Raw genomic sequence first — 13,787 nt, forward strand, 5'->3', positions numbered from 1 at the left:
TTGACCGCCAAACAAGTGTCTAATGAGCTTGGCATCTCAGACAGTACCGCTTGTAAGCTACTCAATGAACTTGAGAGCATGGGATTGGCAACCACTGTGCGTAATGGTCGTGGTAAGGGGTATTTGTTGGTGAAGCGGGATTGATGTTGCCTTTAAGTGCTTTAATTAAAGGCATGTTTTGCATAGTTTGAGATTTTGGTGTACCGGTGCATCATCCACCCAAAATCTCTCTCAAAAATGCCCTCAAACTCAAACACTGTATCCCTTCAAAAGTATTGCCGTCAAATTCGTCCATTGTCACCACATATTTCGGGTAGTTGTCTTGGATTTTCAGCAGGTTGCCAAATTCTCGCTCAAGCGTTTTTTCTTCATTAATGGTCAGCGTGGCCTGCACATAAATACGTTCGCCATTCTTCTCTGCTACAAAGTCAATTTCTTGGCTATTTAAACCGCCGATTTTGACATCATAACCTGCGATTTGAAGATGATTGAATATGCAGTTTTCAAGCAATTTGCCACGATCTTGTACCCGATAGCCAATCAGGGCGTTTCGCAAACCTAAATCTTCAAAATAGTATTTCTCACCAATCTCAAAAATACGTTTTCCCTCTATATCATAACGAGGCACTTTGTGAATCAAAAAGGCATTAGCAAGGTATTCTGCATAGTTTTGTACTTGCGTACTTGATGTTGTGATTTTCTGCGATTTTAAAAAATCAGAGATTTTTTTGGCGGAAAACAGATTGCCAATATTGCTTGCTAAAAATTGCGTAAGCTGCTCTAAAAATTGCACATTTCGTAACGCATAGCGGTTCACAATATCCCGAATGGCAATGGTGGAATAGATATTCCTCAGATATTCAAACACGATGTTGTCTTGCAACGGCAAGTCTTTCAAATAAGGCAAACCGCCATATTTCAAAAATAGCGACATCGATTTATCGCTATCGTCCAGTTTCATAAATTCAAGAAATTCAAAATAGGACAGGGAATGGACATTAATTTCAATCGCTCGCCCACTCAGGCTGCCTGCAATATCCCGTGAAAGCAACTGAGCATTGCTACCCGTGCAATACAAATCCAATTCGTCATCTAATAAAAGTGAACGCAACGCTTGTTCAAAATCTGTAATTTCTTGAATTTCATCGATAAAAATGTAATTTTTTTGACCGCTCTTTTTCTGCTCTTGCACAAAATCATTCAGGTTCTCTGCGGTTGTAATGTGACTAAATGCCAAGTCTTCTTTGTTGATATAAATAATGTGGGCATTTTCATCCACTGTTTGAATCTCTTGCATAATCTGAAACAGCAAATAGCTTTTACCCACACGGCGTTGCCCAGTAAACACTTTAATCAAACGTTTTCCGATAAACGGGCGTACCGTTTCAAGGTATTTTTGGCGATAAACTAAATCTTTTTTCACGGTAAAATCCTAAAACTATAATTGCTATTTTACCTTAATATAGAAAAGTTTCAATTATACTTGAAATTTTTTCTATATATAAAAAAGTTTTAAGTATAAAATAATTATCCAATGGTAAATTGTATGGAATGATTTGGGGCAAATCGATGGATTGTTTCTTTAAATTTTCATCGCTACGCACATGATCTAGGGTATGTAATACGCTACTAGCAAATTTAGATAATTTACGGCAAATTGCGATGAAGTTGTCTAAGCCTCCCACTTTATTGGAGCTGGAAATGAGGAATTAGTGTACCACTACACGCTTTGACTGCTTTATTATGAATTACCCAACAAAAACTCACCAATATGCTGATGCACGACCCCATCAATATTTTCCTGCCAAAAATCATCCATTGTAATCACATATTTTGGATAATTATCCGCAATGGCCTGCAAAGGCGAGAATTCCCGCTGGACGGTTTGTTCGCTTTCTAATTTATACGCTACTTGGATATAGATTTTCTCGCTTTGCTTTTGGGCGATAAAATCAATTTCTTGTGTACCCAATTTGCCAATATACACTTGATAGCCACGGCGTTTGAGTTCTAAATAAACCAGATTTTCCAAAATACCTGAAATTAGGCTTGTGCGAAAACCCATTGTGGCATAAAGTAAGGACACATCGCCTAAATAGAACTTTTCTTGTGTTTTCAAAATCTCTTTACCTTTAATATCAAACCGCTCAACACGGTGTAAAATAAAGGCACTTTCTAAGGCTTTTAAGTAGTTATAAACGGTGTTTAAATCCACTTTTCGCTGGTGGCTTTTGAAATAATCCGCTACATTTTTGCCTGAAAATGTGTTGCCGATATTGTCAAAAGCATATTTAACGATACGTTCGAGCAGCTCCACATCACGAATTTTGTGACGTTGCACCGTATCTCGCAAAATCACAGATGCATAAATATCTTGCACGATTTTATAGACAGTTTCCTGCTCATAATCTGCCGTATGCACCATCGGAAAACCGCCTTTGCGTAGATATTCATTAAAAAGTGTTGTGGAATTTTGCATAGTCTGCTGTGTGTAGCCTGCCTTAAAATCCAAAAATTCTTGATACGATAAGGTAAAAATCGGTATTTCTACATAACGCCCAGCAAGATAAGTTGCCAATTCAGACGACAATAAATGCGAGTTTGAACCTGTGATATAAAGGTCAAGATTGAAATCCACCATAAAGGCATTAACAGCTTTTTCCCAATTAGCCACTTCCTGAATTTCATCAAGCAAAAGGTAGTATTTTTCAGCGGTCTGAATTTTATCTTTAACAAGGGTGTAAAGCTTGTCTGCAGTTTTAAAATCAGCATAGGCAAAACTTTCAAAATTAATATGAATAATTTGTTGCTCGGCAATGCCTTGTGCCAATAATTGTGCTTGCAACAGCTTGATAACCGTTGATTTTCCTGAACGGCGAATGCCTGTAATCACTTTGATTAAAGGCATATCGATAAAGGGTTTTAGTTGCTTGAGATAGTTTGGGCGGTTAATCATCTTGAATCACTTTTTGGTTGTATCCTTAATATTAAGGTGATTTTATCATTTATTTATGGATATAACCATAAAAACTTTAATTTTTTGTGTGTTATTAGGGTTGTAACAAGAAAAAAGCATCTTTACGTATTCTTCTTTTGAAATAGCTCAAGACTGATTTAATTCAGTTTAGCACTGCGTACCCAATAGTTCGATTATCCCACTCATATATTGCAATATTTTATATGACAAGCTTTGCCATTCTCAGCTTATACTCGATACTGTGCTGCTGACACTGTTTGTCATGAGAGAATACTCTCCTAACTTGGGGTATAAGCTTTTATGGGGTGTCTAGGAATGTTGTGCCAGTTCATTTTGAACAACAAAAAAGCCCAAACCGTTCGATTTGGGCTTTTTAAAAATTCTGGAGCGGGAAACGAGTCTCGAACTCGCGACCTCAACCTTGGCAAGGTTGCGCTCTACCAACTGAGCTATTCCCGCGTGGAGATACAAGCATGAACCTAAAATAGAGTGGAGCGGGAAACGAGTCTCGAACTCGCGACCTCAACCTTGGCAAGGTTGCGCTCTACCAACTGAGCTATTCCCGCATCTAGGTAATGCTAATTTTTACGAAATAAGTTGGAGCGGGAAACGAGTCTCGAACTCGCGACCTCAACCTTGGCAAGGTTGCGCTCTACCAACTGAGCTATTCCCGCATTCGTAAAGAACGTTATATTACACTACTAAAAAAGGATTTGTCAAGGCAAAAGAGAAGATTCCTGACGGTGGAAATGTTGTTTTTTTGTTGATTTTTACGGTTGTGATATTCAATAAATGCTATCGTCAAGCATCCATATTGGGTATTAAAATGTATAGAGACTTCTCTGGTGGACGATGTTTTACGGCATGAGGGGGTAAATTTTGATACTATTGAGTTTTTCTTGGGTTCTTTATCCGTTTTTTCTCGTCCCTCTACTTTATTCTGTAATATGACTTCACTGACTTCACTTAATACGTTTGGTTTGATTTCTCAAGCTGAGGATTTTTTTAGTTTGACCGCAGAAACTCAACTTTCCGCGTTATTGGAACGTGTTAAACAGGTCTCAGCGTATTTTGTGCTGGGAGGGGGCAGTAATGTGGTACTAAATGAGCGTATTAATAAGCTTATCATCCATAATCAATTAAAGGGTATTCGGCAAGTTAGCGAAACGGATGATACTGTTTTTGTAGAGGCAGCAGCGGGAGAGGTTTGGCATGATTTTGTCGCTTACTGTATTCAACAAGGTTGGTATGGTTTAGAGAATTTGGCTTTAATTCCCGGTACGGTGGGAGCGAGTCCTGTACAAAATATTGGTGCTTATGGAAAAGAGGTTAAGGATTATTTGTGGGAAGTCAGGGCGATTCATTTATTGACAGGCGAGCAGCATGTTTTTAGTAAAGATGAATGTCGTTTTGCTTACCGTGATAGTATTTTTAAACATGAAGCAAAGGATTATTTGATTCTTAGTGTTGTTTTTGCTTTTCCTAAAAAGTGGCAAGCCTCTTTGAATTATGCAGATTTAAAAAAATATCCGGGTCTGACAGAACAAAGTACGGCTCAAGATATTTTTGATGCGGTAGTCGCAATCCGTCAGCAAAAATTACCCGATCCCAAGGTATTAGGTAATGCAGGAAGTTTCTTTAAAAATCCTATCGTGTCACCTACAAAATACACAGAGTTAGTGGCTCAGTTTGATGGCTTAGTCGCTTATCCTCAAGAAAATGGTATGTATAAACTAGCGGCGGGTTGGTTAATTGATCAATGTGGCTGGAAAGGTAAATCGCTAGGACCTGTTGGGGTTCATGATAGACAGGCTTTGGTCTTGGTGAATCGTGGAGGAGCAACAGCAGCGGATATTCGTCAGATAGCTGAGGCGATTCAGGCGGATGTAGCAAAACGCTATGGTGTGGAGATTGAGCCTGAACCGATTTTTGTGTAAAACACTTATGTAAGAAAAGAAATGCCCTATACCGTTAATGGATATAGGGCATTGTGCTAATTTATCTTGTCAAGTTGAGTTGTTTAGTAGCTTATAACATCACTTGCGCAATAATGACTGAACCAACATAAGTGCCAGTAAAGGCAAGTAATGCTACAAGAGCAATTTTAAAACCAGCCGCTTTAAAGAGTTTGATTTCCATTTTTGAAATAGCAAGACCAGCATAAGCTAAGACTGGTGTTAATAGGGGTAAGAAACCTACTTTAGCAGTGTATTCAGCCACTTGTGCGCTAAATGGGAACTGTGGTAATGAAATAATAATCGCCACGGTGGAAATCCAAGCAACAGCAGGAACGCCAATTTTGACAAATTTATAAATCACTAGACCAATGAGGCTACATCCCCAGAAAATTGCCATACCCGGTAGTGCCGTTAGAATATCGTTGGCTGGTGTATTAACCCAGTTGACAATTAAGCCGACAAAGCTGGATAGAATGAGTGCAAGTGCTGTCTCTGTGATAGAGAGAGAAACCTCTTTTTCTTCGGTGTAATCCGCACCGTTTTGAGCCGTCAGTTGGGCGAGTTCTGAGTGTTCCTCGCCTTTACCTTTGCTAAAGGATTTGAGCAGTTTATATAGGGCTTCTGTAAAAGGTAACGCAACAAACACGCTGACAAATAAGCCCGTTGCATAGGTTAATAGGTTAGAAGAAGCAGCAAAAGCAGCAATATCCTCTTTGAATTGAGGAAGCACTTCACCTAATGCGGCTGAGCAAGCGCCCATCATACTACCACTACCCACACCGCAAGCCATGGCTAATGCACGGTAATCGAATAAATCCCAAGAGGCAAATAGACCAGCCATGATAGAAAAGTAAATGGTTCCAAAAAGCGTTCCCATTACATACACGCCCATAACACCTACGCCTTCGGCACTTTTTAAACCATATTTGTCGGCAACAAGGGCAATATTAGGTTCTCGAGCAATAGAATGTGTGGCACCAATAGCCTCGCGACCCATTTTAAAGAGCAATACAGCAACAGGTAAGGCAAAAAGAGCCGTAGCAACGTTACCAATTTCTTGTAGCAGTAGTGCTGGGCCTGCTGCAATGATTTTGTCTATATTTGGGCCAATACCTACCCCAAATTTGGCGATGAAAGGCATGATACCAATTAATACCCATTGACTAGCGATATGACTAGAATGTTGGCCTAAATGCTTGCCTACACTAGGTACTACATTCTCATTAAATGCTAGTGCCATGATAAAAGCATAGAGTAATGGTAAAAATAAAATCACGCCAATGCCAGTTGTAAAGCGTGTAATACCGATTAGTTCGGCGATTACAGACAATACGATTGCAAGAGCATGGACTTTCCAATTAAGCAGTGCTTTTTTATCCATGATTAAAACTCCCTGTTTATAAAAATATCTAAGCGCATTAAGAAATGCTTGGTCTACAAGTATAAATTAAGGGTAGAGTGTAGAGCAATGCTAAAGTTTATATGTGAACTATTTTCATTGTTGTGTTGTAAAAAATGATTATTTGAAGAAAGGGGGAGTATCCGTTTATTCTGGAAGAAGGATTTAGCAAGGAGAACAAATAAGGACTTATGTTATATAAAAAATTGCTAAAATCCCAATGCTTATTAGTTTTTACTATGGAAAATTTTATGGAAACGAAAGCAGATATTGCTTTAAAACAAAATATTTTTAGCAAGATTATTTTTGCTAGCCGTTGGTTGCAATTGCCTATTTATCTGGGGTTGATTGTTGTACAAATTATTTATGCCTATAAATTCTTAAAGTCTTTATGGAATTTAGTGGTTAACCTAGGTACGATGGATGAAAATACGATTATGCTTACCGTACTAGGTTTAATCGATGTGGTGATGATTGCCAATCTATTGATTATGGTTATTGTAGGTGGCTATGAGACGTTTGTATCAAGATTAAATGTGGATGATCATCCAGACCAACCTGAGTGGTTGAATCACGTTAATGCGTCAGTATTAAAAGTAAAACTATCGATGGCGATTATTAGTATTTCGTCGATTCATTTGTTGCAAACATTTATTAATGCGTCGCGTTTAAGTAGCGAAACAATGATGTGGCAATTGTTTATTCATTTAGGATTTACGGTATCTGCCATAGGTATCGCGTATACTGACAAAGTATTAAGTGCAGCTCATCATGATGTGAAGCACTAAATAAGGTTATCAGTCAATAAAAATGGGGTGTCTCTTGATTGAGATACCCCATTTTTTATGAATAGTCTATCAGAGCAGTCTATTAGGCTGAAATGACATCATTCATGCTGTAAAGACCTTTTGCTTTGTCTTGCAAGAATAAAGCCGCACGGCAGCTTCCTTGGGCATAAGTAGAGCGACTAGACGATTTATGCGAGATTTCAATACGCTCACCTGTACCGCAGAACATCACGGTATGATCACCAATAATATCTCCGCCGCGGACAACAGAGAAACCAATTTGTCCGTCTTTACGAGCACCAGTATGTCCATGGCGAGCCCAATCAGCAATATCGTCTAGTTTATGTCCCCATTCTTTGGCAATGACTTCACCCATAATAAGGGCTGTACCTGACGGTGCATCGACTTTATGTTTATGGTGTGCCTCAAAGACTTCGACATCGTATCCAGTATTTAAGAGTTGTGCAGCTAATGCTAATAATTTGAGTGTGGCATTTACCCCAACGCTCATATTAGGAGCAAAGACAATTGCAATATCTTTGGAGGCATTTTCGATAGCTTTTTTACCTTCATCATCAAAACCTGTCGTGCCAATCACAAGCTTGGTGCCAAATTGTTGGCAAGCTTTAAGATGAGTAAGTGTTCCCTCTGGACGAGTAAAATCAATTAAGCAATCAGCATTTTTTAGCTCGTTTACATCCGAACTAATCATCACGCCTGTCGTTTGACCTAAAAAAGCCCCAGCGTCTTGACCTAATGCCGTACTTGTACTGTGGTCAAGTGCGACCGTTAATGAGAGTTCGGGATGATTAAGGACAGCTTCGATAAGCATGCGTCCCATACGTCCATTAGCACCTGAAATAGCAATGCGCATAATCACCTCAGATTACTGTAATGGGGTGGTTTGGACACCAGTATCTGGAAGGGCAGGAGTGGCTTCTTGAAGAGATTTTTCTGCCTCTTGAGGTGCTTGACGACCATCCCAGCGTTGTTGGGTAGCATAATCAGAGGGTTGGAAATTAGGTTGTTCATCACCTTCCCAACGCGCTAACAAACCATTATTGTCAAACCATACCACGAATTTACGGAGTACAGGCTCACCATAACCTGGTTTGAAGTAGTAAGGGTAGTCCCAACGATTTGGGTGGAAAACATTGGTTAATGTAGGTGTCCCTAATGCGAAGCGTACTTGTTCAGCGGTCATGCCCACTTGTAGCAGAGATACTTGTTCTGCAGTAACCCAGTTACCTTGTTGCACGGGTGCACGGTAAGGGAAACCCCATTTGCCTGATGAGCATGCTGTTAATGCGGTTACCGCAAACAATGTAGCGATAAGACTTTTGCGTAAACGCAATGCAGAGAATTGGTTATTCATAAGCTGTATGTATTCCAGATAAAATCTCAGAAAAAAGTTATCATATGTCGATAAGGATAATTATAGAGTCCTTTTTGGATAAAATATAATCTTGGATAGTGTAATTAATAAATTTTTGTAAAAGGTAGCTTTTATGAGTGATCAGAGTGAATTACAGAGTATGGGGCTTAAGGCGACATATCCTCGTTTAAAAATTCTCGATATTTTCCGTAATGCAGAAACACGTCATTTGAGTGCGGAAGATGTTTATCGCTTATTATTAAACGAAAACATCGAGATTGGTTTAGCTACTGTGTATCGTGTCTTAACTCAATTTGAACAGGCGGGTATTCTTTCTCGCAGTCAGTTTGATAATGGTAAAGCGATTTTCGAGCTAGATGAGGGGGATCATCACGATCATCTCGTATGCAATGCTTGCGGAAAAGTAGAGGAATTTATTGATGAAACGATTGAGTCTCGCCAGCATGAAATCGCTGAAGCAAAGGGCTTTACTTTAGCGAGTCATGCCATGGTGCTATATGGTATTTGTGGTGATTGTGCTAAAAAGAGCAAGAAATAAATCCTTTAAGCATTATTCAACATCTCTTCGGCATGATGACGGCTCGTGTCCGTGATATTCATGCCGCCTAGCATACGTGCAATTTCCTCAATTCGTTCAGCATGGCTTAAGGCGAGAATTTGTGAGCGTGTTTCGCCATTGTCTTGCTTTTTACTGACTTCAAAGTGATGGTGGCCACAAGCCGCTACTTGAGGTAAATGCGTCACACATAGTACTTGGTGGCTTTCCCCTAATTGACGTAATAATTGACCAACAACTTCAGCGACTGCCCCACCAATACCCGTATCGACCTCGTCAAAAATCAGCGTAGGTACTTGATGAGCTTTGTTTGCCATCACCGATAGCGCCAGAGAAATACGGGCTAATTCACCACCAGAGGCGACTTTGGCTAAGGCACGGGGTGTTGTGCCAGCGTGACCTGCTACATTAAACTGTACCGTTTCTAAGCCGTAAGCACTTGGTGCTGTTTCTTGCAATTCAATTTCAAATTTTCCGCCTTGCATGGCGAGTGTTTGCATCGCGTCTGTTACGGCTTCACTCAGTGTTAAGGCTGTTTTTTGACGAGCCGTTGAGAGTTGTTTTGCATTGGTTAAATAGATATTTTCTAAACGAGAGCATTCTTTTTGAAGAGCTTCGATATCAATTGCTTGATTAAGGGTGTGTAATTCTTCTTCTAAGCTATGTTGCTTGTCATAAAGCATTTCAGGTTCGATTTTAAACTTTTTCGCTAAATCGAACATAGCGCGCATACGTTGTTCTGTTTGTTCTAGACGTTGAGGGTCAAGTTCTACCTTGTCGAGGTAAGAGGCTAAGTCTGAGGCTGCTTCTACACAGGCGATACGCGCTGATTCAAGCGTTTCATAAATGCCTGTCAGCTGAGGGTCTTTATTCATTAACTGTGCGATACGAGCACTAGCATGTGATAGAGCCGTGCATAATGAGTGTTGATCATTATCGAGCTCATTTAAGGTTTGAGCCGCACCTTCTAGCAGGCTAGAGGCATGAGCGAGTCGATTATATTCACTATCAATTTGTTCCCACTCATTTTTGCCAGGTTTGAGTTGTTTTAATTCGCTTAATTGCCAGCTTAAACGTTCGCGTAGTGCATCCTGTTGTTCTCGATTCAGATCAGCTTGTTTAAGTGCTTCTAATGCTTTTTGCCATACTTTCCAATCTTGTTGTACTGTTTTGACCAGATGCTGGTGTCCACCGTGAGCATCTAACATCGCACGTTGTGCACTCGCTTTGAGCAATTGTTGATGTGCATGTTGTCCATGAATATCAATGACTAATTCTGCGATTTCTCTGAGTTGTGTTAGTGTGGCTGGTGTACCGTTAATAAAGCCTCGGCTCTTGCCTTGGCGATCAATAGTGCGCCGAAGAATGAGTTCTTCGGCTTCAATATCTTGTTGTTCGAGCCATGCTTTAACGGCATCGTTTATGGTAAAGATGGCGCTGATATCGGCTTTTTCGGCACCTTCTCGAATAAAGTGAGGTTCGCTACGTTGTCCGAGGGTGAGTGATAAGGCATCAATAAGAATGGATTTGCCTGCACCTGTTTCGCCAGAGAAGACGGTAAAGCCTTCTTGAAAATGAATGTCAGATTTTTCTACTATCACAAAATCGCGAATATGTAGGGATAACAACATAGCTAAAAATCACTAATAAAAAATCAGAAAAATGACGGTGAGTGTGAATGGACGAATAGACTTATTTAATACTGTTTTCGTCATTCGGCATAATATTCCAATGCAGTTTCTTACGTAGGGTAGAGAAATAGCTATAGCCCACGGGATGTAAAAACTGTACTTTATGCGAGGCTTTCTTAATCATAATCTTATCACCAGCTTGTAAATCAGACCATGTTTGCATATCAAAGTGAACACTTGCGCCACTACCTGCTCGACTAACATTGGATAATGTCAGGGTTAAAGTACCTGAAGAGGGAACCGCAATAGGACGATGCGAAAGTGTTTGTGGTGCAACCGGCACGAGTAAAAAAGCATCGACCATAGGATGGATAATCGGTCCATTGGCCGATAATGCATAAGCGGTAGAGCCCGTTGGTGTGGAGACGATAAGACCGTCTGTGCGTTGGCTATACATATAGGCGCCGTCATAATCGACGGAAATCTCAATCATACCACCACGTCCTGAACGGTTTAGCACGATATCATTAAGCGCTAAATCAGTAGTGAGCACTTTACGGTCTCGAATAACAGAACCTTCGAGTAAGGAGCGTTTTTCAATCGTAAATTTACCCTCTAATACTGCCTTAACCGCATTGATAGAATCATGTACTGGAATATCAGTAATAAAGCCTAAGCGACCATGGTTAATCCCTAGGAGAGGAATAGCATATTTACAGAGTGTACGAGCAGCGCCCAACATCGTACCGTCACCCCCCATCACAATGGCTAAATCGGCAATTTGCCCAATTTGTTCTAGGGAACCTGTATGGTATTCTCTCACTCCGGTATTTTTGGCGGTGTCTTTTTCAATGATGACTTTGATATTTGCTTGCGTAAGTACTGACGCTAGCTCCCGTAATGGAGCATCCATGCCAGAGTCTTCGTAACGACCAATAAGGGCAACTATTGAAAAATGCATAGGTAAACCATATAAAATAATAGGGTGGATGCGAATATCCACGAAGGTAAATGTATTTATAAGTATTATTGTACTTATTCTTTTGCATTTTGCATAAGAGCTAGGATAAAAAAGACATATTAAAATATTGAGTGTGTATGGACGAGCGTGCGAATCATTTATTGACAGCTCTTATTGAACGCTATATTCAAGAAGGGCAGCCTGTTGGCTCAAAAGCATTGGCAAGTATGTTTCAATTGTCACCGGCAACAATCCGCAATGTCATGGCAGACTTAGAGGCTCAGGGGCTTGTTCAAAGTCCACACACTTCTGCTGGACGTATTCCCACACCGAAAGGTTATCGTCTTTTTGTGGATAGATTATTAGCCGTAAAATCATTTCAAGCTCAACCTTATGAAGGTTTAGAACAAGCCTTTGAGTATAGTACACCTACACAGGCCTTGAATACAGCAGCCTCTTTAATGTCTAAACTGACACGTTTTGCGGGTGTTGTGGTGACACCTCAGCGCTCTCAGGTATTTCGTCAAATAGAGTTTATTCGTTTATCTGAAAAACGAATTTTATTGATTATTGTGACGCCTGAGGGGGATGTACAAAATCGTATTTTATTAATGAATAAGGATTATACGGAGTCAGAGTTAATTCAAGCAGCCAATTTTTTTAATCAACATTTCTCGGGTAAGTCTTTTCAGGCGGTGCGAGAGGAATTGGTTTTACAGTTGCAAGTTTTAAAAGAAGATATTTCTAAGTTGATGCAAGCGACTGTGGATTATGTGGGTGAAATATGTTCAGAAGATGTGTATGTTTCGGGTGAAAAACATTTGTTGGATGTGACAGATATTGCCTCTGATATGAATCGTTTACGTCAGACTTTTTCGCTTTTTGAGCAAAAAACGGAGTTGATGCAATTGTTGGATGCCTCTTCTAACTCTCAAGGCGTACAGATTTTTATTGGGGGTGACTCTCACCTTGTGCCATTGGATGATTTATCTGTGGTGAGTGCACCTTATCAGGTTGATGGTAAAATAGTCGGTTCATTAGGCGTAATAGGGCCGAGTCGAATGTCTTATGATAAAGTCATTCCTATTGTGGATATTACCGCTCGGTTATTATCCAATGCCTTGAGTAAGTAGAGAGTGTTATGAGTCAACCTATCGGTGTTTTATTGGTCAATTTAGGTACGCCTGCGAGTTATCAGGTCGCAGATATCCGACGTTATTTGAATGAATTTTTATCGGATACGCGAGTTGTTGAGTTACCTAAGTTTTTATGGCAATTCATTTTAAAAGGGGTTGTATTACCTTTTCGTGCTCCTAAATTAGTTGAAAAATACAAAGAAATTTGGATGGACGGAGGCTCGCCTTTGTTGGTTTATACGCAGGCACAAGGGGAGGCACTTGCCCACAAGTTCGCTGATGAGAATATCATCGTTGAGATTGCTATGCGTTATGGTGAGCCTGATTTAGAAAAGGCTATATTGGGTCTACGAGAAAAAGGATGTGAACGTATTTTGGTGGTGCCTATGTATCCGCAGTACGCCGCAAGTACCACGGCAACACTTTTTGATCGTGTGGCACAGATATCTAAAAAAATGCGTGACCAGCCAGATTATCGTTTTATTAAGCGTTATGCAGAGCATCCTGCGTATATTGCCAGTCTTGCTCATAAGGTTGAGGAGTTTTGGCGGCTCAATGGAGTGCCACAACGCTTATTATTAAGCTTTCATGGTCTTCCTCAGCGAAGCGTGGATTTGGGTGATCCTTATTATGATGATTGCCATAAGACAGCGGCATTGTTAAGAGAGGCTTTAAAAACGTATAATGTTGAGATTGAGGTAAGTTTCCAAAGTCAATTTGGTAAAGCGAAATGGATTAGTCCTGCTACACAAACGGTTTTAGAGCGGTATCCGAGTCAAGGTGTGCATAATGTCGATGTGATGTGTCCGGGATTCGCAGCGGATTGTTTGGAAACCCTCGAAGAAATTCAGCTTGGATGTGCAGAAGCCTTTAAAGCAAAAGGCGGAAAGCAATTTCGTTATATCCCTTGTTTAAATGCTGATCCGATGTGGATTGATGCTTTAGCACAAATTGTTAAAGATCGCCTTGGTTCGTGGTCATAGAA

At 40.2% G+C, this 13,787-nt stretch carries 13 protein-coding genes and 3 tRNA genes; 6 read left to right on the top strand and 10 right to left on the bottom strand.

Annotation, left to right across the window (positions count from 1 at the left end):
• The gene (locus tag HKX39_RS03015) at window positions 1–144 is read left to right on the top strand and encodes a helix-turn-helix domain-containing protein (RefSeq protein WP_171679819.1); all 144 of its coding nucleotides are present in this window, start codon (window positions 1–3) and stop codon (window positions 142–144) included.
• A gap of 67 nt (window positions 145–211) precedes the next feature.
• Here HKX39_RS03015 and HKX39_RS03020 read toward each other — a convergent pair whose 3' ends face one another.
• The 5 genes from HKX39_RS03020 to HKX39_RS03040 all read right to left on the bottom strand — a co-directional run bounded on the left by HKX39_RS03020 (window position 212) and on the right by HKX39_RS03040 (window position 3,651).
• Window positions 212–1,423 carry an AAA family ATPase gene (locus tag HKX39_RS03020; RefSeq protein ID WP_171679820.1) on the bottom strand — a complete coding sequence of 404 codons (1,212 nt, stop codon included), beginning with the start codon at window positions 1,421–1,423 and terminating at the stop codon, window positions 212–214.
• Between the two features lie 318 nt (window positions 1,424–1,741).
• Window positions 1,742–2,956 carry an ATP-binding protein gene (locus HKX39_RS03025; protein ID WP_171679821.1) on the bottom strand — a complete coding sequence of 405 codons (1,215 nt, stop codon included), beginning with the start codon at window positions 2,954–2,956 and terminating at the stop codon, window positions 1,742–1,744.
• A gap of 404 nt (window positions 2,957–3,360) precedes the next feature.
• Window positions 3,361–3,436: transfer RNA gene (locus HKX39_RS03030), tRNA-Gly, on the bottom strand.
• 31 nt (window positions 3,437–3,467) lie between these two features.
• Window positions 3,468–3,543: transfer RNA gene (locus HKX39_RS03035), tRNA-Gly, on the bottom strand.
• 32 nt (window positions 3,544–3,575) lie between these two features.
• Window positions 3,576–3,651, bottom strand: a tRNA-Gly gene (locus HKX39_RS03040).
• A gap of 171 nt (window positions 3,652–3,822) precedes the next feature.
• On the opposite strand from HKX39_RS03040, the gene murB reads away from it, so the two are divergent.
• Window positions 3,823–4,914 (top strand): UDP-N-acetylmuramate dehydrogenase, encoded by a 1,092-nt coding sequence (gene murB / locus HKX39_RS03045; protein WP_343043407.1) that lies wholly within the window; start codon window positions 3,823–3,825, stop codon window positions 4,912–4,914.
• A 91-nt stretch (window positions 4,915–5,005) separates the two neighbouring features.
• On the opposite strand, the gene HKX39_RS03050 is transcribed toward murB, so the two are convergent.
• Entirely contained in the window at window positions 5,006–6,316 is a 1,311-nt protein-coding gene (locus HKX39_RS03050) for a DUF3100 domain-containing protein (protein WP_171679822.1), read from the bottom strand.
• Between the two features lie 269 nt (window positions 6,317–6,585).
• On the opposite strand from HKX39_RS03050, the gene HKX39_RS03055 reads away from it, so the two are divergent.
• Window positions 6,586–7,122, top strand: coding sequence for a TIGR00645 family protein (locus HKX39_RS03055; protein WP_171679823.1), 537 nt, complete (start codon window positions 6,586–6,588; stop codon window positions 7,120–7,122).
• A gap of 82 nt (window positions 7,123–7,204) precedes the next feature.
• Here the strand turns inward: HKX39_RS03055 and dapB are convergent, their stop codons facing one another.
• Together dapB and HKX39_RS03065 are read right to left on the bottom strand one after the other, a co-directional pair.
• On the bottom strand, window positions 7,205–7,996 hold the full coding sequence (gene dapB / locus HKX39_RS03060) for a 4-hydroxy-tetrahydrodipicolinate reductase (RefSeq protein ID WP_171679824.1): 792 nt from the start codon (window positions 7,994–7,996) through the stop codon (window positions 7,205–7,207).
• A 12-nt stretch (window positions 7,997–8,008) separates the two neighbouring features.
• Entirely contained in the window at window positions 8,009–8,497 is a 489-nt protein-coding gene (locus tag HKX39_RS03065; RefSeq protein WP_171679825.1) for an outer membrane protein assembly factor BamE, read from the bottom strand.
• A 133-nt stretch (window positions 8,498–8,630) separates the two neighbouring features.
• Here HKX39_RS03065 and fur point away from each other — a divergent pair, with 133 nt between their 5' ends.
• Window positions 8,631–9,056, top strand: a complete 426-nt coding sequence (fur, locus tag HKX39_RS03070; protein WP_171679826.1) for a ferric iron uptake transcriptional regulator — start codon at window positions 8,631–8,633, stop codon at window positions 9,054–9,056.
• A 5-nt stretch (window positions 9,057–9,061) separates the two neighbouring features.
• Here the strand turns inward: fur and recN are convergent, their stop codons facing one another.
• Both recN and HKX39_RS03080 read right to left on the bottom strand, forming a co-directional pair.
• Window positions 9,062–10,705: a DNA repair protein RecN gene (recN, locus tag HKX39_RS03075; protein WP_171679827.1), complete on the bottom strand. Its 1,644-nt coding sequence runs from the start codon at window positions 10,703–10,705 to the stop codon at window positions 9,062–9,064.
• A 61-nt stretch (window positions 10,706–10,766) separates the two neighbouring features.
• Window positions 10,767–11,666, bottom strand: a complete 900-nt coding sequence (locus tag HKX39_RS03080) for an NAD kinase (protein WP_171679828.1) — start codon at window positions 11,664–11,666, stop codon at window positions 10,767–10,769.
• 137 nt (window positions 11,667–11,803) lie between these two features.
• Between HKX39_RS03080 and hrcA the strand changes: the two genes are divergently transcribed.
• Complete coding sequence (gene hrcA / locus HKX39_RS03085) at window positions 11,804–12,799, top strand: heat-inducible transcriptional repressor HrcA (protein WP_171679829.1); 996 nt, start codon at window positions 11,804–11,806, stop codon at window positions 12,797–12,799.
• A gap of 8 nt (window positions 12,800–12,807) precedes the next feature.
• Window positions 12,808–13,785, top strand: coding sequence for a ferrochelatase (gene hemH, locus HKX39_RS03090; RefSeq protein ID WP_171679830.1), 978 nt, complete (start codon window positions 12,808–12,810; stop codon window positions 13,783–13,785).
• Window positions 13,786–13,787: the final 2 nt, after the last annotated feature.

The organism is Pelistega suis (assembly GCF_013133795.1).
In the GTDB taxonomy this organism is placed as follows: domain Bacteria; phylum Pseudomonadota; class Gammaproteobacteria; order Burkholderiales; family Burkholderiaceae_B; genus Taylorella; species Taylorella suis.